The organism is Pseudomonadota bacterium, assembly GCA_016711215.1.
Taxonomy (GTDB): domain Bacteria; phylum Myxococcota_A; class Polyangia.
In genome coordinates this window covers 513,550-538,191 of record JADJTL010000003.1, presented here as the reverse complement: position 1 = coordinate 538,191, position 24,642 = coordinate 513,550, and the positions used below count along the sequence as shown (strand labels likewise).

General features: G+C 71.0%; 19 protein-coding genes. 6 read left to right on the top strand and 13 right to left on the bottom strand.

Features of this window, described 5'->3' with window-relative positions:
- The first annotated feature begins 11 nt into the window (after nt 1–11).
- The 3 genes from IPL40_11140 to ligA all read left to right on the top strand — a co-directional run bounded on the left by IPL40_11140 (nt 12) and on the right by ligA (nt 3,816).
- Nucleotides 12–968 carry a mechanosensitive ion channel gene (locus IPL40_11140; GenBank protein MBK8481717.1) on the top strand — a complete coding sequence of 319 codons (957 nt, stop codon included), beginning with the start codon at nt 12–14 and terminating at the stop codon, nt 966–968.
- An 80-nt stretch (nt 969–1,048) separates the two neighbouring features.
- Entirely contained in the window at nt 1,049–1,789 is a 741-nt protein-coding gene (locus IPL40_11135; GenBank protein MBK8481716.1) for a single-stranded DNA-binding protein, read from the top strand.
- Between the two features lie 32 nt (nt 1,790–1,821).
- Entirely contained in the window at nt 1,822–3,816 is a 1,995-nt protein-coding gene (gene ligA / locus IPL40_11130) for an NAD-dependent DNA ligase LigA (GenBank protein MBK8481715.1), read from the top strand.
- Nucleotides 3,817–3,852: 36 nt separating this feature from the next.
- Here the strand turns inward: ligA and IPL40_11125 are convergent, their stop codons facing one another.
- The 5 genes from IPL40_11125 to IPL40_11105 form a co-directional block, all read right to left on the bottom strand.
- Entirely contained in the window at nt 3,853–5,475 is a 1,623-nt protein-coding gene (locus tag IPL40_11125; protein ID MBK8481714.1) for a hypothetical protein, read from the bottom strand.
- A 60-nt stretch (nt 5,476–5,535) separates the two neighbouring features.
- Nucleotides 5,536–7,203, bottom strand: a complete 1,668-nt coding sequence (locus IPL40_11120; protein MBK8481713.1) for a serine/threonine protein kinase — start codon at nt 7,201–7,203, stop codon at nt 5,536–5,538.
- Nucleotides 7,204–7,276: 73 nt separating this feature from the next.
- A complete protein-coding gene (locus IPL40_11115; GenBank protein MBK8481712.1) occupies nt 7,277–8,767 on the bottom strand; it encodes an Rne/Rng family ribonuclease in 1,491 nt (496 codons plus the stop codon).
- A gap of 615 nt (nt 8,768–9,382) precedes the next feature.
- On the bottom strand, nt 9,383–10,537 hold the full coding sequence (locus IPL40_11110) for a UDP-N-acetylglucosamine pyrophosphorylase (GenBank protein ID MBK8481711.1): 1,155 nt from the start codon (nt 10,535–10,537) through the stop codon (nt 9,383–9,385).
- Nucleotides 10,534–11,700 (bottom strand): hypothetical protein, encoded by a 1,167-nt coding sequence (locus tag IPL40_11105; GenBank protein MBK8481710.1) that lies wholly within the window; start codon nt 11,698–11,700, stop codon nt 10,534–10,536. Before IPL40_11105 ends, IPL40_11110 begins: the two co-directional genes overlap by 4 nt.
- Nucleotides 11,701–11,916: 216 nt before the next feature.
- Here IPL40_11105 and IPL40_11100 point away from each other — a divergent pair, with 216 nt between their 5' ends.
- Nucleotides 11,917–13,239 carry a hypothetical protein gene (locus IPL40_11100; GenBank protein ID MBK8481709.1) on the top strand — a complete coding sequence of 441 codons (1,323 nt, stop codon included), beginning with the start codon at nt 11,917–11,919 and terminating at the stop codon, nt 13,237–13,239.
- Here the strand turns inward: IPL40_11100 and IPL40_11095 are convergent.
- The 8 genes from IPL40_11095 to IPL40_11060 form a co-directional block, all read right to left on the bottom strand.
- Entirely contained in the window at nt 13,224–13,751 is a 528-nt protein-coding gene (locus IPL40_11095; protein ID MBK8481708.1) for a hypothetical protein, read from the bottom strand. The genes IPL40_11100 and IPL40_11095 overlap by 16 nt on opposite strands.
- A gap of 118 nt (nt 13,752–13,869) precedes the next feature.
- Nucleotides 13,870–14,496, bottom strand: coding sequence for a hypothetical protein (locus IPL40_11090; GenBank protein ID MBK8481707.1), 627 nt, complete (start codon nt 14,494–14,496; stop codon nt 13,870–13,872).
- Nucleotides 14,478–15,500 carry a chorismate-binding protein gene (locus IPL40_11085; protein MBK8481706.1) on the bottom strand — a complete coding sequence of 341 codons (1,023 nt, stop codon included), beginning with the start codon at nt 15,498–15,500 and terminating at the stop codon, nt 14,478–14,480. The genes IPL40_11090 and IPL40_11085 overlap by 19 nt, the downstream gene beginning before the upstream one ends.
- On the bottom strand, nt 15,497–16,072 hold the full coding sequence (locus IPL40_11080; GenBank protein ID MBK8481705.1) for an aminodeoxychorismate/anthranilate synthase component II: 576 nt from the start codon (nt 16,070–16,072) through the stop codon (nt 15,497–15,499). Before IPL40_11080 ends, IPL40_11085 begins: the two co-directional genes overlap by 4 nt.
- A 36-nt stretch (nt 16,073–16,108) precedes the next feature.
- Nucleotides 16,109–16,714: a hypothetical protein gene (locus IPL40_11075; protein MBK8481704.1), complete on the bottom strand. Its 606-nt coding sequence runs from the start codon at nt 16,712–16,714 to the stop codon at nt 16,109–16,111.
- 34 nt (nt 16,715–16,748) lie between these two features.
- Entirely contained in the window at nt 16,749–17,747 is a 999-nt protein-coding gene (locus IPL40_11070; GenBank protein MBK8481703.1) for a DUF1722 domain-containing protein, read from the bottom strand.
- A 52-nt stretch (nt 17,748–17,799) separates the two neighbouring features.
- The gene (locus IPL40_11065) at nt 17,800–19,713 is read right to left on the bottom strand and encodes a PAS domain-containing protein (protein MBK8481702.1); all 1,914 of its coding nucleotides are present in this window, start codon (nt 19,711–19,713) and stop codon (nt 17,800–17,802) included.
- Nucleotides 19,714–19,844: 131 nt separating this feature from the next.
- Nucleotides 19,845–21,407: a response regulator gene (locus IPL40_11060; protein MBK8481701.1), complete on the bottom strand. Its 1,563-nt coding sequence runs from the start codon at nt 21,405–21,407 to the stop codon at nt 19,845–19,847.
- A gap of 264 nt (nt 21,408–21,671) precedes the next feature.
- Here IPL40_11060 and IPL40_11055 point away from each other — a divergent pair, with 264 nt between their 5' ends.
- Both IPL40_11055 and IPL40_11050 read left to right on the top strand, forming a co-directional pair.
- Nucleotides 21,672–22,448: a type III pantothenate kinase gene (locus IPL40_11055; protein MBK8481700.1), complete on the top strand. Its 777-nt coding sequence runs from the start codon at nt 21,672–21,674 to the stop codon at nt 22,446–22,448.
- An 83-nt stretch (nt 22,449–22,531) separates the two neighbouring features.
- Nucleotides 22,532–24,622, top strand: coding sequence for an elongation factor G (locus tag IPL40_11050; GenBank protein MBK8481699.1), 2,091 nt, complete (start codon nt 22,532–22,534; stop codon nt 24,620–24,622).
- Nucleotides 24,623–24,642 lie beyond the last annotated feature (20 nt).

The following is a 24,642-nucleotide window of genomic DNA, read 5'->3' as shown; positions in this document are numbered from 1 at the left end:
TGGAGGCCAGCATGTCGCAACGTCCGCCAGCCGCCCGCGCCGCGCTTGTCGTCTTCGCTGGCGCCCTGCTCGCGCCGGCCGTCGCCCGCGCCCAAGACGCGCCAGACCTCGGCACGCTCGCGAACATCGTGCGCTGGGGCGGGGTCGCGCTCTCGGTGCTCGTGATCGCAGCGTCGATGATCGCGCTGCGCATCGTCGGGGACCTGGCCGCGCGGCTCAGCAAGCGCTTCGCCAACCGCCGTCCGCTAATCCAAAAGGTCGAGTCCACCACGCGCTTCGTGGTCTACCTCGTCGCGGCCGGCATCTGCCTCGGGCTGAGCGTCCGGCTCGACAAGACGGCGATGACGGTGATCGGCGGCGCGCTCGCCTTCGCGGTCGGCTTCGCCATGCGCGACCTCGTGGCCGCCTTCATCGCCGGCATCACGATCATGTTCGATCGCCCCTTCCAGGTCGGCGACCGCGTGACCTACGCCGGGCAGTACGGCGACATCATCAAGATCGGTCTGCGCAGCGTGCGGATGAACACGCTCGACCACAACATCATCACCATCCCGAACAACAAAGTCCTCACCGACGTGACCTCGAGCGGCAACTATGGCGCCCTCGAGATGCAGGTGGCGATGGACTTCTACATCGGCGCCGATCAGGACGCCAAGCTCGCTGCCGAGCTCGTACGCGAGGCCTGCCTGACGAGCCCTTACATCTTCCTCGATCAAGAGGTGCCGGTGCTCGCCAAGCAGACGATCCTCGAGGACTACGTCGCCGTGCATCTGAAGGCGCGGCCCTACGTCTTCGACTGCAAGTACGAGAAGCCCTTTGAGACCGATGTGCACTTCCGGGTGTTGGACGCCTTCCGCGCCAACGAAATCCTCCCGCCGGCTGTCCTCCACCGGCACGTTGGTGAGGAGGGCAAGCGCGCGCTGAGCGTGCCTGGCCCGCAGCCGCAGCGCGGCGCCCCCGCTGCCTGAGGAGCGGCAGCGACCACCGCGCGCCCCTGAGGTCTGCGCCTCGCTGGGCGCCGCGTGCCCGGGCGAGAGAGGAGCGGCAGATGCCAGTAACCCTGCTCGAGGCTGCCGCGATCCTGCGCGATGCTGTGGGCGCGCTGCACTTCGGCGCGCCCGTGGCCTACGTCTACAACCCGCTGGCCTATGCCTGGGACAACCACGCGGCCTACCTTCGGCGCTGGGGCGCTGGGCCCAAGCGCGTGGTGTTGCTGGGGATGAATCCGGGCCCCTTCGGCATGGTGCAGACGGGCATCCCCTTCGGCGACGTGCCGACGGTCCGTGACTGGCTGGGCCTCTGCGAGCCCGTGAGTCGTCCGGGCGAGGCTCATCCCAGGCGCCCGGTCGAGGGACTCGCCTGCCGGCGCGTCGAGGTCAGCGGCGCGCGGCTTTGGGGGGCGATCAGACGCTGGGCGAGGACGCCCGAGGGCTTCTTCGCCCAGGCCTTCGTCGCCAACTACTGTCCGCTGGCCTTCCTCGAGGACTCGGGTCGAAATCGCACGCCGGAGAAGCTACCGCTGGCCGAGCGCGAAGCGCTCTTCGCCGCTTGCGACGAGCATCTGCGGGCGCTGGTCGAGGCGCTGCGGCCGACCCACGTGATCGGCGTCGGCGCCTTCGCCGCGGGACGGGCGCGCTCCGCCCTGGCCTCGGCCCAGCTGCAGGTCGGTCGGATCACCCATCCGAGCCCGGCCAACCCCGCGGCGAACCGCGACTGGGAGGCGACCGCGCGGCGCGAGCTCTGCCAGCAGCTCGGGAGTCCCGAGGCTGACCCTCTTGCGCTCACCTGAGCCCGTGGCAGAGTCGCGGCGGAGACGCAAGCATGCCGGATCGCAGCCTCCCCGCCACGGCGCCGAGCGAGCTCGAGCTGCGCGCCCGCAGCCTCGCCGAGCTCGAGGCCGCCGTGCGCCAGCATAACCACCGCTACTGGGATCTCGCCGCGCCGACCATCAGCGACTACGACTTCGATCGGCTGGTGCAGGAGCTGGCGCGCCGTGCCCCGGACGCCCCCATCTTGCGCGAGCTCGGCCCCAGCCCAGCGGGGCGTCACGGCGCAGAGGTGCAGCACCGCAGCCCGATGCTCTCGTTGGATAAATGCTACGACGACCGAGCGCTCGAGGCTTGGGTCGCGAAGTTCGAGGGCGAGATCCTGGCCACGCCCAAGCTGGACGGGATCGCCGCCAGTCTGCGCTACGATGCCCGTGGCGAGCTGGTGCTGGCCGCGACCCGGGGCAGCGGCGCCGTCGGTGAGGACATCACGGCCAACGTGCGGACGATCGCCGAGGTCCCGCCGCGCGTCGTGCGCGGCCGGGCGCTCGAGGTACGCGGCGAGCTCTATCTGCGCAAGAGCGTCTTCGCCGGCTTTGGGGAGCATTTCGCCAATCCGCGCAATCTGGCGGCCGGTGCGATCAAGAGCAAGGACCCGGAGCGCTGTCGCAGCTATGGGTTGTCCTTCGCCCCTTACGACCTGCTGGAGGACGGGCAGCCCACGGAGCACGAGAAGCTGGCTGCGCTGGCCGCGCTCGGCTTCCACCCGGTCGATCATCTGCTGGTGGCGCGCGACGGGCTGCAGCAGGCCTACGCGCACTTCGCGGCGCTGCGCGAGCGGCTCGACTACGAGATCGACGGCGTCGTCTTCAAGGCCGACCGCGTCGCCGAGCAGCAGCGGCTGGGGCTGACCGCGCATCACCCGCGTTTCGCGATCGCCTACAAGTTTCAGGGCGACTCACGGACGAGCGTGCTCGAGGCCGTGAGCTGGAGCGTCGCGCGCTCGGGGGTGATCACGCCGATCGCGCACCTCCGGCCGGTCGAGCTCTCGGGGGCCATGGTCAGCCGCGCCTCGTTGCATCACGCTGGCTTCATCGCCAAGCTCGGGCTCTCGCTCGACGCCGAGGTGCTCGTGACGCGCCGCGGCGGCGTGATTCCCAAGGTCGAGCGCGTCCTCCGTCCGGGCGCGCAGAGGGTGACGGTGCCCCAGCACTGCCCCTCCTGCGCTGGACCCGTGCTGCAGCGCGGAGACTTCCTCCACTGCGCCGCCCCGAGCCATTGCCGCGAGGCCGTGCTGGGAGGGCTGGCGCACTACTGCGCCGTCGTCGACCTCCAGGGCTTCGGTGACAAGCTGCTGCGCGACGGCTTCGAGCAAGGCCTGCTGCGCAGTCCAGCCGATCTCTATCGCCTTGGTCGGGCGGAGCTGCTGCGCCTCGATCGCGTCGGCGAGAAGCTGGCGACCCGGCTGCTGCAGCAGCTCGCGGCGCGACGGCGGCTCTCGCTCGAGATCTTCTTGCGCGCGCTCGGCGTCGAGGAGCTGGGGCAGCATGTGGCGCGCCTGCTCGCCGAACACTTCGCCCCGCTGGCGCGCGTGCGGCAGCTCACGGTCGCTGAGCTGCTGGCCCTGCCCTCTGTCGGTGAGGTGATCGCCAGCAAGGTCGTCGCTGGGCTGCAGGACGCGGCGGCGCTGATCGACGCGCTGCTCGCGGAGGTGGTGCTCGACGATTCGCCACGCGCCGCTGGCGCCAGCATCGGCGGCGCGCAGCGCGAAGCGCTGGCGCCTGCTGGGCCGCTGGTGGGCAAGAGCTTCGTCTTCACCGGCAAGCTCGAGACCTTCGAGCGCAAGGCTGCGCAGCGCGAGCTCGGGGCCCGCGGCGCGACGACACCGGCGGGCGTCAGCCAGGCGCTGGACTACCTGGTCGTCGGCGCGGGCGATCCAGCCGCAGCAGCGAGCAGCAAGCTGCTCAAGGCTCAGCGCTTGCGCGCCGCGGGCGCCAAGCTGCAGATCGTCAGCGAGGAGGAGTTCCGCGCCCTGCTCGAGCGCGCTTGAAGGCGGCGCGCGCCGAGCGTCCCGTGAGGGAGGGCCTCAGAAGCGGTCGCAGGGGGTGCCGAAGGGCTCCCCGAGGTAGACGCCCAGCTCGTTGTAGACGAGTTGCAGGTTGTCGGCGATCGGCACGTTGAGCAGCGCCGTCGAGCGCTTGCCACGGATCCAGAACGAGTTGGCCTGCTCGAGGGCCAGGCGCAGGCTGCCGTCGCGGGTGGCGAAGACGTCGCCGCGGCTGTCGGAGACCACGTTGGTCATCGGCAGTCGCTTGAGGCGGCCGAGCGGTCCTGCCCAAAGGCGGAAGTCCCGCGCGGCCGGGTCGGCGCTGCGATCGACGAAGTAGTAGATGCCGCGACGGTCGCGGGCGAGCCCATGCGGCTGGCGGCGGGCCAGCGGCGCGGCGAAGCCGGCGCGCGCCGTCAGCCGCGCGGTGGTGGCGGCATCGAGCAGCTCGAGGGCCATCGTGCGCGTGCCGCAGGTTAGCTTGCAGCGCTGCGCTTCGGCATCGAGCTCGAGCCAAGAGTAGTGGCGCAGGTCGAGCCCGCGAAAGCTCTCGGCCCGCGTCGGGGCGAAGAAGCGCGGGTCGAAGAACCAGCCCTCACTCAGCCCGCGCTCGGCCGGGACCAGCCGGAAGCCGGCTGCTTGATCACCAAAGAAGACCTGGTGCGGCGTGTCGGCATCCTCCTTCGCCGCGGCACGCGCCGGGCGCCAGCCGACCAGCGCGCCGTCGCGGCCGCCGCGGCAAAGGGCGATCGCCTCGGCGAAGCGGCGCTCGGCGAGGTTGCCCGCGCCGCTCCACGACAGGCGCTGGCCGAGCTGCTCGCGCGCGAAGTCGGTGGCGTTGGCGGCGCTGGTCGCCGTGGTCCAGCGCAGGACCCTGCCCGCGCGCTCGAGGGCCATGGCGGCGCCAAAGCGGCAGTCGAGCTGCGTGAGGTCGCGAGCGACGGCCGCCCGCGTCGCTGGCGAGCGGCAGAGGTGAGCCAGGGCCTCCAGCGGCGCGGCGCAGTAGCTGTCGATGCCGTAGCCCTGCAGCGTCGGGTCGTCGATGGTGGTCCAGTCGATCCGCGTGCTGAGCGTGGCGCCGCAGGCACGGGCCGTCGCGGCGCTCTGCTCGGCGAGGCCGGCCTCGGCCCGTTGACGGGCGCCGGCGCGGTCGAAGCGCTGAAGCGCCGCGAGCTCGCCGGACGCGAGCTGCGCCTCGTGCTGCTTGCGCACGGCCGCCGCGGCGAAGCCCTGGGAGCGCGCCTCGTCGTAGCGCAGGTCAAGGCCGTCACGCGCGCTCAGGCCAGGGAGGTAGAGCTTGACGCCGGCGCCGTAGCTATAGCGACCGCTCTCGATCTGCAGCGGACTGTAGGTCTGACCATCGATCGTCGTCTGGTAGACCGTGCGTCGGTCTGAGCTGCTGTCGAGCTTGCAGGGCAGAACCTTGCCATCGAGCGGGCTGCCGGTGCCCTTGGTCCGCAAGAGAAAGCCGCCGTCGGCCAGCCGCACGAGCGCGACCTCGACGCCCTCGGCGCCGCTGTAGACCTTGGTGCCGTCGGGCACGACGGCGGCGACGGGCGGCGGTGTCCCGGGCGCGGTCGCCCGTGGGGTCCGTGCGGCGCAGCCAGCCAGCAAGATCAGCAGCCAGCTCGCGCGGCTGCAAGGAGCGGGAGTGGGTCTCATGCGCTGGTTCTCCTCATGGCTTGGGTGACGTGCGGCAAGCGCGCGGCGCGGGTCCTCGCGCTAGGGTGGCAGTGGCAGGCCCGCGTGCCGGCAGGCGGCGCGCACGGCCGGACGGCGCCGCGGCGCGACATTGCGCAGCATCGCCAGGGCCAGGCCGAGGTTGCGCTGCACGCAGTAGGCTCGCGTCATTAGCACGAAGGCCTGATCGGTCCGGCGTGTGAGCAGCGAGCGCCGGGCGAGCATCAACGCCTGTTGCGGATCGTCGCGCTCGAGCGCCGCCTGGGCCTGGCCGAGCTCGGCGGCGACGTCGCCAGGGAGCGTGGCCTCGCCGCCGGCGGGGTGAGTCGCTCGCGTCCGCGTGCGCGCCGGCGTGGCCAGCGCGGGCGCCGGCGTGGCGCGGCGCGTGGCGCCGGCGTCGCTCGGCGCCTCGGCCGACCCGTCGGCGCGGCTCGAGCCGATGCCGCCATCGGCTCGAGCCGCGGCCGCGGTCGGCGTCGGCCTCGTGCCGGGCGGGGTTCGTGAGCGGCTCGGCGCGAGTGCCGGGGCCGAGCCCTTGGCAGTGCGCGCGGGCGGGCCGGCTGGGCGCAGCCAGAGCAGCAGGCCGAGCGCGGCGCCCGCGGCCACCGCGACGAGCACGCCGAGGAGCAGGCCGCGGCGCGAGCGCGGCCGCGCGCCTGGTGACGCGCTTTCCTTAGGCGCGGGGCGCTGGCCCTCGGAGGCGAAGGCTGCGGGCGCGGGCGGCGCGGTCGCGAGCGTCGGTGCGGTGGCGAGCTCCACGGGATGAGCCGGCAGGCTTGGCGCAGCCAGCAGGCCAATGGCCGTCGGCGTCGAGCCAGCGCTTGCGTCGGTGGCGGCCGAGGCCGCGGCTAGGGCCGCGCTGCTCAGCGCGCTCGCGAAGTCGGCGATCGAGGGGAAGCGCTGCGCGGGATCCTTCGCCAGCGCGCGTTGCAGGGCGCTCGTGAGCGGCGCCGGCACGGTCCCCGAGAGCGTCGCCGTCAGCGCATGCGGTGAGGCGTAGGCGACCTGGTACACCACCTGGGCCAGGGTCTCACCGCTGAAGGTTGCCTTGCCGGTCAGCAGCTCGAGGACGATCGCGGCCAGCGCGAACTGGTCGGCCAGCGGTCCGATGCGCTCCGATTGGCCGCTGAGCTGCTCGGGTGCCATGTACTGCGGCGTGCCGAGCATCGCACCCTCGACGGTGACGACGCTGCGCGAGTCGCGGATCTTGGAGATGCCGAAGTCGAGCACCTTGGCCCGCGTCCGCTGGCCCTCGCCGCTGGGTTCGAGCGTGAGGAAGATGTTCTCGGGCTTGAGGTCGCGGTGAACGACGCCATGGTCATGGGCCGCGGCGAGCGCCGAGGCGATCTGCTGCACGAGGACGATCACCTCGCCCAAGGGCAGCGCGCCCCGTAGCAGCCGCTCGCGCATGCTCTCGCCGCGCAGCAGCTCCATCACCAGATAGGGCGTGCCGTCCGGCAGCGCGTTGAAGTCCAGCACGTCGACGATGTGTGGATGCGCCAGCCGCGAGGCGATCTCCGCCTCGCGGCGAAAGCGCGCCACCGCCTCGGCGTTGCCGGCAATCGCCCCAGCGAGCACCTTGATCGCCACCTGCTTGGGCAGTCGCAAGTGCTCCGCCAGCCAAACCGTGCCCATGCCGCCGCGACCGATGCAACGCAGGACGCGGTAGGTCTCGTCGAGGATCGCGTTCGCCGCCACTTCGCTGCGCATCGTCGCTGCACCGCCTCTTGCGGGCCCGGTCCCCCGCGTCCTGAGGAGCATGCCTCAGTCGCTGCCCGCGCCGCTACTCGGACTCGACGCGGATCTCGAACTGTTCGGGGTGGAAGCCCGCTCGCGCCTCGACCCGCAAGCTGCGGCCGAAGCGGCGCTCGAGCTGACTGAGCCGCTCCTGTTCGGCGTCTGCCAGCAGGTCGGCGACCTCCGGGTGGACCGAGACCGTCAGCGAGCGCCCGGGCAGGTTCGCGCCGTGGCGTGAGATCTCGCGCAGGACCTCATAGCAGACCGTCTGGGTCGTCTTGATCGCGCCCCGCCCGCCGCAATGGGAGCAGGGGGCGGTGAGCTGGTGCATCAGGCTCTCGCGCACGCGCTGGCGCGTCATCTCGACCAGCCCGAGCGGCGAAATCTCGAGCGCATGGGTCTTGGCGCGGTCGCTGCTCAGCGCCTCGGCCAGCGCGCGCCCGACCTGATGACGGTTGCTCTCCAGCTCCATGTCGATGAAGTCGACGATGATGATGCCGCCGATGTTGCGCAGGCGCAGCTGCGCGGCGACCTCCTTCACCGCCTCGAGGTTGATCTTGGTGATCGTGTCCTCGAGGCTACGGTGTCCGACGTAGCGTCCGGTGTTGACGTCGATCGCCGTCAGGGCCTCGCCCTCGTCGATCACCAGATAGCCGCCCGATCGCAGCCAGACCTTGCGCACGAGGGCCCGGTCGATCTCGTGCTCGATGCCGTGCGCATCGAAGAGGGGCTCGCGATCCTGATAGAGCTCGAGCCGCGTCTCATGCTCGGGCATGAAGGTGCGGACGAACTCGAGCAGGCGCGTATAGGTCGGGAGGTCGTCGATGATCACGCGCTGGACCTGAGCCGAGACGAGGTCGCGCACCACGCGCAGCGCGAGGTCGAGATCCTGGTGCACGAGGCCCGGCGCCGCGACCCGCTTGGCGCGCGCGCTGACCTCGTCCCAGAGCTTGAGCAGGAAGGCGAGCTCCGCGCGCAGGTGGTCCTCGCTCTGGTGCTCGGCCACCGTGCGCACGATGAAGCCGGCCCCCGGCGGGCGCAGACGGCCGATCGTCTCGCGCAGGCGCAGGCGCTCGCCTTCGTCGGTGATGCGGCGCGAGATCCCGACGTGGTCGACCGTCGGCACGAGCACGAGCGTGCGTCCGGCGAGCGACAGGTAGCTCGTGATCCGCGCGCCCTTGCTGCCGATCGGCTCCTTGGCCACCTGCACCAGCAGCTGCTCGCCCTCATGCAGTCGCTGCTCGATCGGGATGCAGGGCGGCGCATTCCCAGGGTCAGCGGCCTCGGGGGTGGGCTCGCCCTCTTCGCCCAGCGGCGGTACGTCGCCGGCGTAGAGGAAGGCCGCACGCTCGAGCCCGATGTCGACGAAGGCCGCCTGCATGCCAGGCAAGACCCGCACGACCCTTCCCTGATAGATGTTCCCGACGATCCGCCGGTCGGCCGGACGTTCGATGTGCAGCTCGATCAGCTGGCCATTCTCGACCAGGGCGACGCGCGTCTCGGGACCATCGGCGTTGACGAGCAGTATGTGGCCCAAGGGAATCCTCGCCTCGCCTGGCAGCGTCAGCCGCGCCCGGCCCGTCACGAGCGGCGCAGCGACGATGATCGACGCGCGCGACGAGCCTCAGAAATGCGCGAGCACTATGACACAGATGTCCGGCGACGGGGAGTCGTGCTTGCCGGTCGATTGCGCCCGGAGGCGCGAGTTTGTTCGGAAATTACGCCGAACGCCCAAGCCTTCGGGGACTGGCAGGACCTTTGCTTATTCACGGGCCGAGCATCGCTTGGCTTAATGGCCGCCGCCGGCGGCACTTGGATAGCAACCTCGATAACAACCTCTATGGCAACCGCGCGCAAGGCTTAGGGCACGACACTGGGGCGAGCAGCCCAACCGCTTAGCGACTGCAAGCTTAGCGACTGCGAGCTTAATTAATTGGGGAGCCCCATCGCGTCGAAGGGCGCGCTGCGGCTCGCGCGGTCGCACGAAGCCCCCCGAGGTTATCCGCCTCGGGGGGCTTCCTCTTTTCTGCAGCGAGAGCCTCCAGCGATCAGGTCGGCGCTGGCGTCGCGATTGCGCGGACGCGATCGACGAGGCGCTGCAGCCAGCGCGTCCCGGCCGCCACGCTCTCGGTGTCGAGCTGCTGAATGGCCGTCAAGAAGCGCGCCGCCGCCCGTTGAGGCGCGGCCGCGCCGCCGAGGCCAAGGCCAGCGCATAGGCGCTGGCGATCCAGGTCGTCGGGCTCATCGAGGTCGGCGTAGCGCGCGCGAGCGCGCCCGACCATTCGGGCCACTGGGCGGCGAAGCGGCGCTGCACGGCGAGCTCTTGGGCGAAGGCCGCGCCGCCTTCCTGCGCCAGCGAGGCGATGGAGTCCGGCAGGGCCTCGGCCAGGCGCTTGAGCTGACGTAGTCGTTCCTCGATCGCCGCGCCGACGACGCCTTGCGCCGCGCGGTAGAGCGCGTGCTCCAACGCCCTGTCGCCCGACCAGGGCAGGCGCGCCTGTTCGTAGAAATGCCAGAGGGCGACGAGCTCGCCGATATAGCGCAGGTTCTTGGCGACGCGCGGCCCGATGCCGCGGAAGCGCTCGCGGCGGAAGGGCTGAGCGCCGGTCGGCAGCGGCTCGCCGACGACGAGCTGATTCGGACCGTAATCGCGGCGATAGACGAAGCCGGCCGCCAGCACGGTGCCGAAGTCGATCTGCACCGGTCCGACGAGCCCCGCCTGACCACCGAGAAAGATGCGCGCTGAGCGCAGCATCACGCCGCGCGGCACGTCACCGATCAGCGAGGCCGTGGCCTTGTCCCCGCGCGGACCAAAGGGGGTGAAGTTGAAGTGGATGAACGAGCTGCCGACCTCGCTATGATCGTCGCGGCTGCTGCCGCCGGCCATCAGCACGTCGCAGAAGTTGATCAGGCTGCCGAGCGTGACGAAGGGCAGCAGCAAGGTCTGCTTCAGGCCGACCGCATGCGCCGTACTGGCCTCTTCCTCCAGCAGGCAGCCTGCGCGCACCTGCGCCGCGGGGCCGCAGCTGACGCCATCGAGGTAGACCGACCCCGTATGCGCGCCGCCGTTGAGGGCCACGTTCCGCCCGAGCGCGCAGTTGTCGACCATCACCGGGCCTTCGGCGCCGAGCGTGCAGCCCGGTCCGATCAAGAGCGCCTCACCGCGCAGCTGTGTTCCCGGGAAGAGCGTGGTGTCGGGGCCGTGGAGGCGCTCGATCACCACCTCATCGCCGATGGTGATCTGCTCCGGCACCGGAATAATGATGCCGCGGGCGCGCAGCGCCTCGATCTTGCTCGCCTTGGTCATTGGCTGGCGCTGGTCTTACCGCCCAGCTCGGCGGCGCGACTGAACACGCCCTTGACCGCGTTGCGGTAGTCGACCCAGGTCTTGCCGATCGCGTCGAGCGCACCGCCGAAGGCGTCGCGACCGGCGCGACGGAAGCAGTCCTCGAGCGCCGAGACGTCACGGTCGTCGCCGCTCATCCGCCGCTGCACCAGGATCGTCAGGCGCTCGGGTCGCTGGTCGGCGAGCGCCGCGGCGCAGTCGTCGCACAACTTGCTGGCGAAGCGCGGATCCTCCTTGCAGCTGTTGTAGATGTGCTCGACGAGGGCCTGCGTATCGGGCGCCTGTCGCACCTGCTGGGCCATGCGCGGCAGCGCCGGGATGGCGCAATGCAGCGCGTGGACATAGCCCGCCGCGATCGCGCGGTCGTTGGCAGACCGCCCCGCGCCGTGAAAGGTCCGCGCCGCCGAGAGGAGGACCTGCTCGCGCGCCGTCTGCTCGCGCACCGCGGCAAGCCTTTTGATGTAGCTCGCGAACACCTGTCGCAGCGCGAGGAGCTGCTGCCTGAGCGTCGCCACGGCGGGGACGAAGGTCTCCGGCGCCTGCAGCTTGGCGAGCGCCGTCTCGGCGGTGGCCAGCAGCGGCAGGCACTTCTGCTCGAGGTCTCTCGGTTGGTGCTCTGGGTCGGCGTTGAAGGCGCGGGTCAGCGCCTCCATCACGACGAGGTTGTCGCTGGCGCGATGAACGTCGGCCTGCCCCGCCCTGACGGTGCAGCGCCAAAACCCGGCCAAGGGGCCGCTCTCCACCTCGCCGAAGGCCTGGAGGAAGAGCGCTGCGGCCTGGCGTTGGCGTTCGGTCGCCGCGCTATGGACGACATAGACGGTAAGCGCCGCCAGGAGCCCGGCGCTGATCGCTGCCGCCGTGCGGCGCCGGCGGCGCGAGCGGCGCTGGGACTGCTCGAGGAACTGCTGCACCTCGCTTTGACCCGCCGCCGTCCCCGTGGGCTTCAGCGGCGGCTCGCCGGCTGGCCGCCCAGGTGCGCCCGCCTCTGCGGCCGAGGGGAGGGGCGGGGGTTTGGCGGCGTCCACGCCTTGGGCAAAGCGCTGACCTCCGAGCGCGGCACTACACGCTAGGCAAGCGACGGTTTGGTCGGGATTCGGGGTGCCGCAGCGGGGACAGGTGATCATCGTCGGCGCTCCGGAGGGGTGTGCGGGTTAGCGAGCCGCGGCGCGACGCTAACACAGGGCTCAGGGCCGAGCACAGGAGCCCATCGCCAGCCTCCATGACCCCCCTGCACGGCTGGCCGGCGCCGGCGCCGCTCGGCCGCTCGCCGCTCGGCCGCTCGCCGCTTGCGTTTGGGGCGACTTTGTTCCAAGACCAGCCTGCCACCCGAGGAGTCGGCCATGCCGTCGAGCCCCTTGCGCCCCTTGACTCGTCTTGCCGCCCTGGTCGCCGCGCTCGCGCTGGTACCCAGCGTGGCGGCCGCCGAGACGAGCAGAGCGTGTCCCGCCTTTGTCGTCGACCACGGACGGCCGATCGAGACGGCCTGTCGAGCGCTGCGTCTCCCCACGTCGCCCGTGCATGACTTCTTGAAGATGGCCCACGCGCCCGCCCGGTCGACGGTCCGGCGCCTCGTGACGGAGCGCCAAGCGCTTCAGAGCGAGCTCGGCCCGCGGCCCTCGCTCGCCGTGCTGCTCGACGCCCTCGAGTTTGGTCGGTCAGGTCGGTTGGGCGTGGCGCTGCCCGAGAGCATCGGCCGCCTGAGGAGCCAAGCGAGCGGGCGGCTCGCTCTCGCGCTCGACCGCGCGGTGGCGATCAACTACCTGGCCTACGACCAGGAGCGCAAGATCGCGCAGATCCCGCATGCTGCGCATCCGGAATCCGTGGCCTTCGTGCTCCAGGAGGTGCTGCGGCGCTCAGGCGAGACCACGCAGGATACGCAGGCGCTGGGCGTCATCTTGGCACTGCTGCATGACCTGATCGAGGATAACGTCCACCTGGCCGTGACGCATCAGGAGGCCAATTCCGCCGTCCTGCAGGTGATCGACCGGCAGGCGCCGCCGGCCGAGCTGCCGCGCTCCGAGCGGCTGATCTGGAGCACGGCGGCGGCCCGCGACGCGCTCAACGAGGCCTTCGCGGGGATCGAGGTGCCGGGCGCCGGTGGTGTGGGCGATGCCGTCGTCTATTTGACCGAGCCGCCCTCGCCCCACGGCTTCGCGCAGTACCTGCATGTCCCCCGCATGGGCGCAGGGGCCGTGGGTACGCGCGATCTGCGCCAGCGGATGACGCGCGCGGCTGCCTTCGCCGATTTGGCCAGCCGTGGCGGAGAGCTCGTCGCGGGCGTGAAGCTGGCCGATCTGCTGAGCAACGCCTCGCGGCTGCATGTCCCGTCGCGCCATCACGACCTGCCGGGCCTACCACTCCGCAGTCGGCTGCTTCATGACGTCGCCGCGCGCAGCTTCTTCGCTGACCGGCTCGCGGCCCAGGCGGGCCAGCTCGGGGCGCTCAAGCCGGCCTTCGATGACATGATCACCGACGTCCTGAATTCGGACGACCTTGCCGCGGTCTTGGGCCGGGACCGCTGGTGCGACGCCTGCACGCTCGAGCAGCGGATGCAGCTCTTCGCCTACGACAACCGCGCGCGGATCAGCGCGCATACCGAGGACTACCTGGCGAAGCTGGCCGCCCTGCCTTCGGCAGCGCGATGCGCTCAGAAGCGCAGATAGCGCTCACCGTAGACCAGCTTGGCGCCGAGGTGACTGCCCGCGATCAGCAGCGTCGCCGCAAGGACCAGCAGCGCGCGGAAGCTCCAGCACGCCGCGCGCCGACCCTCGTGGCGCCGCAGCCAGAGGCCGAGGGCGAGCGCGAGGGTGGCGCAGGTCGCGCTGCCGAGCATTAGGTTGCGGTGGTCGACGATCAGGCTGAGCGTCGCGGCATCGCCGCCGACCGCGACGCTGGTCGCGCGGAACAGGCCAGAGGCGATACTCGGCAGGCAGGAGAGCACAGCCAGCGCGAGCAGCGGCAGCGTCGCGCGCCGCCAGCCCGGCGGGCGAAATCCAGCCGCGCCAAGCTCGACCAGCAGCGCGAGCAGCAGCCAGGCGATCGGGAAGTGAACGGTCAACGGATGGAGCCGTCCGATCAGCGCCAGGACGGAGTGCTGGATCGGCTCGGCAGAGGCACCGACCACCTCGATCACGTCGCTCGCCGCGACTGCCGCGACCGCCGCGATTGTCGGCATCCAGCGCTCCTCTTGCTCGTCCGGCGTCAACCCTCCTCGCGCCCGGCGACGAGCTGCCGTCTATAGACGACCCGCCCGGCGGGCGCAACTGCCGGCAGCGCCGGCGTCCGCCCGCGCCTCAGGGCCAGCAGGTGCTGCGGCGCAGCACGGCGTCGACGCGGCGGCGCACCGCCCAGGGGAAGGGAGGCCTGTCGCCGAGCGGCAGGGCGCAGCTGCCCTTCGTCGCGTTGATCAGGAGCAAGGGCAGCCGGCCGGCCGTCAGCAGGGGCGCTTCGCTGGCGGTCAGATACCGGCGCAGCGCGCGCTCCGAGGTCGAGGCGACCCGAGGCCGGTCCGCGGGCACGCAAACGAGCTGTCGACCATCCCAGCCGACGACGGCGCCGCTGCAAGCCTCCCAGATCTCCTGCCCGTCGGCTGAGGTCAGCAGCGTGATCTGCAGCGCGCTGCGCACCGTGTCGTAGGCGCAGGGCGCCCAGGGCTTGGGCAGCAGCCCGTGGCGCTCCGCGACCGGCGAGACGCTGAAGCGCACGGGGAGTCCATCACGCAGGCGGCTGGTGGCGCGCCGCTCCGCGCGCAGCCGCGGCGGGTCGCCTCCCAGCCAGACCACCCAGCAACCGGGCCGGGCGCCCCGCGCGAAGGCGCTCAGCGCCGCCCGAGCCGCACCCTCGTCGGCGCCGAGGCGCGCTTGCTGCTCGGCGCCGAGCACGATGCCCCGTGGCGTCAGTCTCAGCCGCGTGTAGCGCATCCCAGGGCTCCAAGCTTGAGGTGCAGCTCGTCACGCTCGCGGGCGGCGTCGGAGGCGAAGACCACGCCGCTGCCCACGCCGTAGCGCCAGCCCTCGCCGCGGCGCAGGGCCGTGCGGATCAACAGGCTGAAGATCGAACGATCGCCGCGCGCCAGCCCGAGCGCCCCGCAGTAGGCCCCGCGCGGCTCCGCCTCGAGCTCGGCGATCAGCGCCAGCGCGGCGCGCTTGGGCGCGCCGGTCACCGAGCCGCCGGGGTGCAGCCCGGCGAGCACCTCGAGCGGACCGACGCCCGCTGCGAGCTCGCCGACGATGTCACTCACCGCCTGCAGCGCATAGGGCAGCGCCACCAGGCGCCGCGCGCAGCTCACCTGCACGGTGCGCGGACGGCAGAGCGGTATTAGGTCGTTGCGCACGAGATCGGTGATCATCGCCAGCTCCGCGCGGTCCTTCTCACTCCTGCTGAGCTGCGCGTCCGCTGCACGCCCCGCGGTGCCCTTCATCGGCTCGGCGTGCACCTGCCGATCCCTGGTCTCGAAGAGCAGCTCGGGCGAGGCCGACACGAGCTCCTCGCCCGAGGGCAGCCGCACCCAGGCCGCGAAGCGCGGCAGGCCACTGGCGCAGAGCGTCGCCAGCAGCTCGGCCCCGCTGGCCGGCGCCAGCGCGGCGCTGCGGCAATAGCAGACCTGGTAGACATCCCCCGCGGCGATGGCCGAGCGGATGCGCTCGACGCCGGCTTCGTGGTCGCCCTCGTCGAGCGTCACTGCCAGCGGGCGCGCCAGCACATCCCACTCCAGGTCGACAGCCCGCGCTGCGTCACCGACCCAACGCTGCGCAGCGGATCCCGAGGTCTCGAAGGGGGCGAAGACCAGCATGGGCGCTTGATCGTCCCGCAGGCGGGCGCGGGGCGCGGGAAAAAGCGGCGCCAGCAGGAGCCAGCTGCTCTCAGCGAAGCCGGGTCCCAGCAGCGCAAACGAGGGGTAGCGATCGAGCTGCGACAGCTTCATCGTCGAGGCCCCAGCGTGCCCTTGAAGAACTCGGCGACGATCGCGCGCCCGGTCGGGCTCGCATAGGAATCGGGGTGGAACTGCAAGCCGGCGATCGGCAGCCGCTCATGCTCGAGCGCCATCACGATGCCATCGGCCGTCGCCGCGACGACCCGCAGGGGCGCGGGTAGGTCGGTCAAGGCCAGGGAATGGTAGCGCATCACCTCGTGCGCGCCGCTGCAGCCGGGGAAGAGGCGCGATCGCTCGAAGGTGATGCAGTGGGGCTGCCCATGGCAGGGCTGCGTCCGCACCAACCGCGCCCCAAAGGCCAGACCGATTGCCTGATGACCGAGGCAGACGCCGAGCAGCGGCAGACCGCGTCGCGCCGCCTCGGCGACGATGCCGACGATGCCGGCCCGCGCTGGGTCGGTGGGGCCCGGGCCGATCACGACCGCGTCCATGCCCTCGAGGCGCGTGGGATCGCCGGCGACCGCGAGGCCAGGCTGCACGCTGATCGCTTCGCGTGCGAAGGGCAGCAGGTCGATCAGATTCCAGGAGAACGAATCGTCATTCTCGACGAAGAGTAAAGGCATGGGAGCGTCGCCGGCCTGGCGCGAAGCAGCAGGCGCTCAGCGCGCGCGCGCCGGCTTGGGTGTGGTGCCCTTGCGGCGGGGCGAGGCGGCGGCGGGCTTCGCAGCGCCGCGGCGTCGGCCGGCCCGCGGCGCGGCCTGCTGAGCGGGCGAGATCTCCTGCGCGGTGAGGATGTAGCGCTTGGCCACCAGCAGCGTGCTCTCGCCCTGCAGCAGCGGAAGAAACGCTTCGGCGCCGGCCAGCGTATCGAGCACGCGCTCCCCGTCCGGCGGCGGCCAGCGCCGCAGTACACCCTCGACCTCGGCCTGCGCCGCGCTCAGGCCACCGGCGAGCGTCAGCCTGATGGGCGTCTCCACGGCGCCGGCGAGGTCGCTGACGCCAGCATCGACGGCGCTCGTCACGCGGGCCCAGACGACGCGGTCGCGCTGCACCAGGAGGGTGCCCTCAGCCGTGCTGCAGGGCAGAAAGGAGTCCGGGAGCTGAAACAGGTCGAGCAGAGTCTCGCGGCCGCCGCGCTCGCTGAGCCGCGGTAGCACGAAGACCTCGCCCTCCAGCCGCCGCCCACCCTCGATCAGCAGGTCTACGGGGAGGCGCTGTTTGGCGATCGAGAGACCGCCGCGAACGAAGACCTCCGGCGAATACATCGCACTCTGCCTTTCCTGAGCGCCTTGACGGTGCTCAAACATGATTGCGCAGCATCAGCTCGCGCGGATGCGGGTCGAGGTAGCTCTGCTGCGCCAGGTAGGCCAGCGCGTGACGTCGCACATGGTGGCGGATCAGCGTCAGCGGGACAACCAGCGGGACCCAGCCGCGGTGGTAGTGCTCGATCAGCTCATGCAGCTCGCTGCGCCCGGCCTCGTCGAGCACCTCGCGCAGATGTCCGGCGACGTGCTGCAGCACGTTGGTCTGCTTGCGGGTCGTGGCGATCCTCGCCAGGCCGCCGAGGAAGAGGCTTCGGTACTGCTCGGCCAGCGCCTTGCGCTCGGTCGCCTTCGCCGCCGCGACGAGGCGGCCGAGCTGCTCGTAGCTCGGCCGATCGTGGGCGAGCAGCAGCAGCTTCTCGCGGCTATGGAAGGCCACCAGCTCGCCGCGGGTCCAGCGCGGCTGGAACAGCCGCCGCAGTCGGCGGTAGGCGAAGATGCGCTCGATGAAGTTCTCCCGCAGGCGCGGGTCGTTGAGGCGTCCGTCCTCTTCGACCGGAAGCTCCGGCAGCGTCTCCATCAAGACCTGCGCGAAGAGCCCGCGGCCCTGGCGCTGCGGCACGCCGCCCGCGCCGTAGACGCGCACGCGCTCCATGCCGCAGCTCGGTGAGCCCTTCTGCAAGATGAAGCCGCAGAGCTCGGCCGCGCCGAGCTCGCGCGCCTTGGCGCGGGCAAAGGCCACCATCGCCGCCGTGTGGTCGCTGCCGCTGCGCTTTGCGACCAGCCGCGGCACCTCGGCGGCGGCGGAGCGCTCGAGGCGCAGCGTCTCTCGCGGCACCCCGAGCCCGATCTCGACCTCGGGACAGACCGGCACGAAGCGGACGAAGGCACCGAGCGTGTCGCGCAGGAAGCGGTCGAGCTTATGCCCGCCGTTGTAGCGCACCTCCTGACCGAGGATGCACGCTGAGATGCCGAGACGAATCTCGTCACTCGCGGGACCGGCGGGCTCAGCGCCGACAACGTCAGAATGCGTCATGGTGGAGCGCATCATACACCGAAGGACCGCCGCTCAGATGAAGGACCGCGGCTCAGATCTCGTAGACCTGCTGCTCGCGCGGCAGCTCGAAGAAGAAGGTGCTGCCGCGGCCCGGGGCGCTCTCGACGCCGATGCGCCCGCCGTGCTGCTCGACGATCGCGCGGGCGATCGCCAAGCCGAGGCCCGTGCCGCCCTTCTTGCGTGCGTCCGAGCCATCGAGCTGCTGAAACCTGGTGAAGAGCAGCTGCTGCTGCTCGGCGCTGATGCCTGCCCCCTGGTCGGTGACGCTGACGCGCAGTCGATGCTGATTGACCCCGCGCGCGCCGATGGTGATCGTCGTGCCCTCAGGCGAGAACTTGATCGCGTTGCCGAGCAGGTTGGTGAGCACCTGGATCAGTCGGTCGCGGTCCGCGCTCAGCTCGAGGGCCGCGTCCACCGCGCCGGTGTCGACCACGATGCCGGCGCTATCGGCGAGCGGCGTGAGCTCGTCCACTGTCCGCTTGATCACCTCCGCGATCGTCAGCGGGCGGAGGTGCAGCTCGACCTTGCCGGCCGCTAGCTTCTCCAGGTCGAGGATGTCGTTGATCAGTCGCACCAGACGCTCGCTGTTCTGGCGCGCCAAGGCCGCCAGCTCGCGGGCCTTGGGCGGGAGCGTGCCGACCACGCCACCCTCGAGCAGGCCAAGCGCCCCGCGAATCGCCGTCAGCGGCGTCCGTAGCTCATGGCTGACGACGGAGACGAACTCGCTCTTCAAGCGCTCGACCTCCTTGCGCGCCGTAATATCGCTGGCCATGCTGCAGAGGGCGTAGGGCTCCCCCTGCGCGTCCTGGAGCGCGAACTTCAGCACCAAAAAAATAGGCGCGCCCTCAGCGTGTGAGAAGACCTCCTCGACGGTGAGCGGCTCCCCTCCCTCGATCACCGCGCGGTCGTGCGCGGCCAGCGCGCCCGCGATCTCGGGCGGGAAGAAGGCGTCGTCCGTCAGGCCGACGAGCGCGCTGCCTGCCAGACCGGTCAGGTCCGCGTAGCGTTGGTTGACCAGGAGATAGCGCCCCTGCCGGTCCTTCAGGCTGATCGCCGCCGTCGAGTAGTCGAGGATCGCCTGCAGGCGCGCCTCGCTCTCGCGCAGCGCCGAGTGCTGGTGATCGATCTCGCGAAAGAGCCGTGACAGGCGGCGCGCCATCGCGTTGAGGCGCCGGGCCAGCGCACCGAACTCGTCGCGCGTGTTGAGCTTGGCGCGGGCGCCGAGCTCCCCTTGGCCGAGGGCGCCCGCGCAGGCGACGAGCAGGCGCATGCGCGCGGTCAGCACGCGGGCCACGAGCAAGGAGACCAGCAGCGCGAACACTGCGCCGGCCGCGTGCAGTGCCAGGGTCAGCCAACGATTGCTCCTCTGCAGCGCCTTGGCGCGGGCGAGGAGTAGGTGGCTGCTCCGTTCCTGATGCACCTTGAGCTTGGCGGTCAGCTCGGAGAGGTCAGCCATTAGGGGGCGCAGCCCTTGATTGGTCAGCGCCAGCGCGCCGGCCTGCTCGCCGCGACGGAGGCAAGCGAGCACCGCCCGAGCGCTGGCCGTGTACTGCCCGTACTTCTGCGCGACCTGCTGCGCGCTGGGGCGGCCGGGCGCGTCAGCGGCCCCGCGGCGTTCGCGCAGCCGCAGCAGGAGCTGGCGCGCCGCGTCCTGGCGGGCCGCTTCGACGCGCGCCAGCGTATGCGCCGCCCGCGCCACCGCCGGCGCCACCGCCCGCCGCTCGGTCAGGGTCACGAGCCGCGTCAAGGTCAAGTAGTGCCGCAGCTGCAGCGCCGAGACGCGGGCGATCGCGCGATCGTCGAGCAGTCGATCGCGATAGAGGCGCTCGAAGACGCCCTCGCTGCGCTGCGCCGTGCGCAGGCTGGTCAACGAGCCGAGCGTGCTCAGTCCGACGACGAGCACCATCGGCACGGTCAGCTTCCAGAAGAGGGGCGGATCGAGCACGATCCGCCCGATAGCGGCAAGCCGCGGTATCGCGCGAGGCATGTCACACCAGGATGTTGGGGCTGCGCGGGAGGATAGCGCCGATGCTCGCCAGACAGAAGTCCGACGCGCACCCCTTCACGGGGGCTGGCTCAGTAGCCGCCGACGAGCGCGATCGACGGAAGCACGAGCTGTCCGGGATCGTCGCGGTTGAAGCCGAGCCGCCCGAGCTCGCGCTCGAAGATCGCGACGATCTCGGGGTCGAACTGCGTGCCGGCGCAGCGCTGGAGCTCGGCCCGCGCCGCGGCATGAGGCAGGGCGCGCCGGTAGGCGCGATCGGTCGTCATCGCGTCATAGGTGTCGGCGACGCTGATGATGCGCCCGATCAGCGGAATGCGGTCGCCGCTCAGCCCCTGCGGGTAGCCGCTGCCGTCGTAGCGCTCGTGGTGGCAGTAGACGGCCGGCACGAGGTCCCGCAGAAAGGGGATCGGATCGAGGATGCGTCGGCCCTTCTCGGGATGCGTGCGAAAGATGGCGATCTCATCGGGGGTCAGGCGACCGGCCTTGTTCAGCTTCTCGCTCGGGATCCCGATCTTGCCGATGTCGTGGACCTTGGCCGAGAGCACCACGCGGTCGAGGTCCCGCTCCGAGAGGCCGAGGCCCTCGGCGATCAGCCGCGCGAAGACGGAGACGCGCTCGGAGTGGCCGCGGGTGTAGCGGTCACTCTCCTCGAGCGCGTTCGCGAAGCCGACGATGGTCTGGCGGAAGTTCTCCTCGAGGCTGAGATTGGCGACCTCCAGCCGCTGCTTCGAATCGAGCAGGTTCTGGTAGAGCCGCGCGTTCTCGATGCTGAAGGCGGCGCGACTGCCCAGGACCGCCAGCATCTTGCGCTGACCCTCGTTGAACTTGCGGCCGCGCGTATAGGAGCAAGCGTTGAGCATCCCGACGATGCGGTGGTGCACGACGAGCGGGATCGAGCAGAAGGCGACGACGCTCTCCGCGTCGACCTCCGCGGGAAAGAACTGCTGCAGCCGGGCGCCGTGGGCCAGCACGGGCATCGCGCCTTCATAGCAGCGCAGCAGCTCGCCGACCCTCGGCTCCGTCAGCGCCTGCTCGTGGCCATTGCGGCAGCGGCGCAGACGCTCGCTGTAGGACCCGCTGTTCTCCTCGTCCTCGAGCAGCAAGGTCACGGCGTCGGCGCCGAGCTCGTCGATCGCTGTATCGACGAGCAGCCGGAGGATCGGCTCGACGCTCAGGCTCTGGCTGATCGCCTCCGAGATCTTGTAGACGCTCACCGCCTCGCGCAGGCGCATGTTCTCGCGCTCGAGGCGCTGGCGCTCGAGCGCGCGTTTGACGATGTGGACGATGTCCTCGACCTTGAAGGGCTTGAGCACGTAGTCATAGGCGCCACGCTTCATCGCCTCGATCGCGGTCTCGACCGTGCCGAAGCCGGTGATGATGATGGTCAGCACCGGAAGCTGGAGCCGGTTGATCGCCTCGAGCAACTCGAGGCCGCCCATGCGGGGCATCTTCAGGTCGCTGATCACCAGGTTGTAGGAGCGCTGCTGCAGCTCGGCCAGGGCGGCCTCGCCGTTTTCGGCCGTGCGGACGACTAACCCCTCAGTGGTGAGGAAGTCGCTGAGGATCCCGCGAATTACTTTCTCGTCGTCGACGACGAGAACGCGGGGGGCCTCTTCGTGGAGCGCCGTCTCCATCGTGCCTCCGAAAAGCGAGCCAAGACGATCGTTATGGGCCGAGATTCTATCGTAATTCAGGGGGGCGCGTCAATTTGGCGCGCCTGCTCTGCCCCGTGGTGCCCCCCTTGCCCTTGCCGCGCCTGGGTGGATCCTGGCGCCGGGCCGCGCGGCTTGGATCCCGCGGGCGGATCACCGCCAGCGCGTGCGTCTCGGCCCGTCTCGCGACCCGGGCTGGTCGGCGCGGCCTCCGCGCACCATACTGCGGCCCGTCAAGGAGTCCCCATGCTGCTGGCCTGCGACCTCGGAAACTCGCATACGGTGATCGGCTGCTTCGACGGCGCGCGGCTGCTCGAGCACTGGCGCATCGCCACCTCGGCGGACCGCACCGCCGACGAGAGCGCCGTGCTGCTCGACCAACTGCTGCGACTCGGGACGGTCGTCGGGCCGCCGACCGCCGCGATCATCGCCTCGGTCGTTCCGGGGGCGACCGAGGCGATGCGGGTCGCGCTGCGGCGGCGCTTCACCGTCGAGGCGCTGCTGGTCGGCCCCGAGCTCGATACCGGGCTGCCCGTGCTCTACGACCACCCCGCCGAGGTCGGTGCCGATCGCATCGTCAACGCGGTGGCGGCCTACGCGCGCTGGCAGCAGGGACTGATCGTCGTCGACTTCGGGACGGCCACGACCTTCGACTGCGTCACGCCGCGCGGCGAATACCTCGGCGGGGCGATCGCGCCGGGGTTGGCCATCGGCGCCGAGGCGCTCTACCGCCGCACGGCCAAGCTGCCGCGGGTCGCGATCGAGCGACCGGCCCGCGCCGTCGGCCGCAGCACGGTGGCGAGCATGCAGGCCGGGCTCTACTTCGGCTATGCGGGCCTGGTCGACGGCGTCGTCGCCGCGCTGCGCGCCGAGCTCGAGTTCGAGCCGAAGGTCGTGGCGACCGGCGGGCTCGCGCGGCTGATCGCCGGCGCCTCGCGCCAGATCAGCGAGGTCGATGAGCTGCTCACGCTCGAAGGCCTGCGCCTGCTCCACCAGCGCAACCAGGGCCGCGTTCCCGCCTGAAACACGGGCGCCGGAAGTGGCGATGAGGGCTAGCATCTGTTAGCACCGGAGAGTCGGCAGGACCGGCCAGCGGGAGGTGCGGCATGAAGAAATTCGACGCCGGTGACATCCGCACGGTGGCGCTCGTCGGCCACGGCAAGTCGGGAAAGACCTCGCTCGGCGAGGCCCTGCTCTTCGAGACCAAGGTCAGCTCCAGGCTCGGGAAGGTCGACGACGAGACCTCCCTGCTCGACAGCGAACCCGAGGCGCTGGCGCGCAAGGCGAGCATTCAGCTCGCGCTCGGCTCCTGCGAGTGGAAGCGTCGCAAGATCAATTTCGTCGACACGCCCGGCGACGCCAACTTCTCCGCGGACGCGCTCCTCGGCCTCTGGGCCGCCGATACGGCGCTCTTGCTCGTCAGCGGCGCCGACGGTGTGCAGGTCGGCACCGAGCGCGCCTGGACCTCGGCGCGCGAGCGCGCGCTGCCCGTCGTCGTCTTCGTCAGCAAGCTCGACCGCGAGCGGGCCAGCTTCGCCCAGGCGCTGGAGCAGGTGCGGCGTCTGCTCAGCGACAAGGCGGTCGCGCTGCAGCTCCCGATCGGGCAGGCCCACGACCTCAGTGGGATCATCGACCTGCTGCCGCTCAAGACCCTGACCCTCGGCGCCGACGGGCATAGCGCGGTGGTGGGCGAGATCCCCGAGGCCCTGCGCGCCGACGCGCTGCTGGCCCGCGAGCAGGCCGTCGAAGCGATCGCGGCGACCGACGACAAGCTGATCGAGAAGTACCTCGAGACCGGCGCGTTGAGCGACGAGGAGCTGCGTCGCGGCCTCCTCCAGGGGCTGCTCGCGGGCACCCTCGTGCCGGTGCTCTGCGGCGCGGCGACGCGCAACCTGGGCAGCGCCTTGCTGCTCGACTTCCTGGCCGACTGCTGTCCGCCGCCGACCGCGCGCGCGCCGGCCAAGGGCCGCGACCGCGCTGGCCAGCCCAAGTCCCGCGCGTACGATCCGGCGGCGCCCTTCTCCGGCTTCGTCTTCAAGACCATCGCCTCGGACATCGGACGCCTGACGCTGCTGCGCGTCGTCTCCGGCACCCTCGGCCACGACAGTCAGCTGATCAACGCCAGGACCGGCGCGCACGAGCGTGTGGGCCAGCTCTACACGCTGGTCGGCAAGCGCCGTGACACGCTCGAGCAGGCGACGGTCGGTGATCTCGTCGGGCTGCCCAAGCTCAAGGACGCCCATACCGGCGACACGCTCGTCGATGAGCACGATCCGATCGTCTTCGCCGCCCCCGAGCTGCCCGCGCCGGTGATCGGCTTTTCCCTGCGGCCCAAGGCCAAGGGCGACGAGGAGAAGCTCGCCGCGCGCCTGGCCGACCTGCTGCTGGAGGACGCCTCACTGCACCTCGATCGCGACCCCGTGACCCATGAGCTCTTGCTCCGCGGGCTGGGCCAGGCGCAGATCGAGCTGGCCGTCGGCAAGCTCAAGCGTCATGGTGTAGAGGTCGAGCTCGAGCTGCCGCGGATTCCCTATCGCGAGACGATCAAGGGCCAGGCGACCCACGTCGAAGGCAAGCATAAGAAGCAATCCGGCGGCCGCGGTCAGTACGGCGTCGTCTACCTCGATATCGAGCCCAAGCCCAAGGACAGCGAGGTCGAGGGCCCGCTCGAGTTCGTCGACGAGGTCTTCGGTGGCGCGATACCGCGCCAGTTCATCCCCTCGATCGAGAAGGGCATTCGCGACCGGATGCTGCGCGGTGGCCTGTCGGGCTGTCCCGTCGTCGACGTCCGCGTGACCCTCAAGGACGGCAAGTACCACCCCGTCGATTCGGATGGCCGCTCCTTCGAGCGCGCGGGGTCCAAGGGCTTCCAGGCCGCCTTTCGCGCCGCCCATCCGATCTTGCTCGAGCCGATCTCGAGCCTCGAGATCGTCTGCCCGGCCGAGTTCATCGGCGACGTCATCGGCGACCTCAGCAGCCGCCGCGGGCGCGTCCTGGGGACCGAGGCCTTCGGCCAGCAGCAAGCCATCCGCGCCGAGGTGCCCCAGGCCGAGATCCTGCGCTACGCGATCGACCTCGAGTCGATCACCGCCGGTCGCGGCCACTTCCACGTCGCCTTCGCGCATTATCAAGAGCTGCCGGCCAATCTCGCCGAGAAGGTGATTGGCGAGGCCAAGGTCGCCGAGGAAGAGGACTAGGGCTCCGCGCCGAGAAAGGG

Bases quoted from the DNA above. Each gene is read 5' to 3' on its own strand.
- IPL40_11095 (MBK8481708.1), bottom strand. From the start codon at position 13,751: ATGCCGACAATCGCGGCGGTCGCGGCAGTCGCGGCGAGCGACGTGATC.
- ligA (MBK8481715.1), top strand. From the start codon at position 1,822: ATGCCGGATCGCAGCCTCCCCGCCACGGCGCCGAGCGAGCTCGAGCTG.
- IPL40_11110 (MBK8481711.1), bottom strand. From the start codon at position 10,537: ATGACCAAGGCGAGCAAGATCGAGGCGCTGCGCGCCCGCGGCATCATT.
- IPL40_11140 (MBK8481717.1), top strand. From the start codon at position 12: ATGTCGCAACGTCCGCCAGCCGCCCGCGCCGCGCTTGTCGTCTTCGCT.
- IPL40_11080 (MBK8481705.1), bottom strand. From the start codon at position 16,072: ATGCCTTTACTCTTCGTCGAGAATGACGATTCGTTCTCCTGGAATCTG.
- IPL40_11090 (MBK8481707.1), bottom strand. From the start codon at position 14,496: ATGCGCTACACGCGGCTGAGACTGACGCCACGGGGCATCGTGCTCGGC.
- IPL40_11105 (MBK8481710.1), bottom strand. From the start codon at position 11,700: ATGATCACCTGTCCCCGCTGCGGCACCCCGAATCCCGACCAAACCGTC.
- IPL40_11085 (MBK8481706.1), bottom strand. From the start codon at position 15,500: ATGAAGCTGTCGCAGCTCGATCGCTACCCCTCGTTTGCGCTGCTGGGA.
- IPL40_11100 (MBK8481709.1), top strand. From the start codon at position 11,917: ATGCCGTCGAGCCCCTTGCGCCCCTTGACTCGTCTTGCCGCCCTGGTC.
- IPL40_11055 (MBK8481700.1), top strand. From the start codon at position 21,672: ATGCTGCTGGCCTGCGACCTCGGAAACTCGCATACGGTGATCGGCTGC.
- IPL40_11070 (MBK8481703.1), bottom strand. From the start codon at position 17,747: ATGACGCATTCTGACGTTGTCGGCGCTGAGCCCGCCGGTCCCGCGAGT.
- IPL40_11075 (MBK8481704.1), bottom strand. From the start codon at position 16,714: ATGTATTCGCCGGAGGTCTTCGTTCGCGGCGGTCTCTCGATCGCCAAA.
- IPL40_11050 (MBK8481699.1), top strand. From the start codon at position 22,532: ATGAAGAAATTCGACGCCGGTGACATCCGCACGGTGGCGCTCGTCGGC.
- IPL40_11060 (MBK8481701.1), bottom strand. From the start codon at position 21,407: ATGGAGACGGCGCTCCACGAAGAGGCCCCCCGCGTTCTCGTCGTCGAC.
- IPL40_11125 (MBK8481714.1), bottom strand. From the start codon at position 5,475: ATGAGACCCACTCCCGCTCCTTGCAGCCGCGCGAGCTGGCTGCTGATC.
- IPL40_11135 (MBK8481716.1), top strand. From the start codon at position 1,049: ATGCCAGTAACCCTGCTCGAGGCTGCCGCGATCCTGCGCGATGCTGTG.
- IPL40_11120 (MBK8481713.1), bottom strand. From the start codon at position 7,203: ATGCGCAGCGAAGTGGCGGCGAACGCGATCCTCGACGAGACCTACCGC.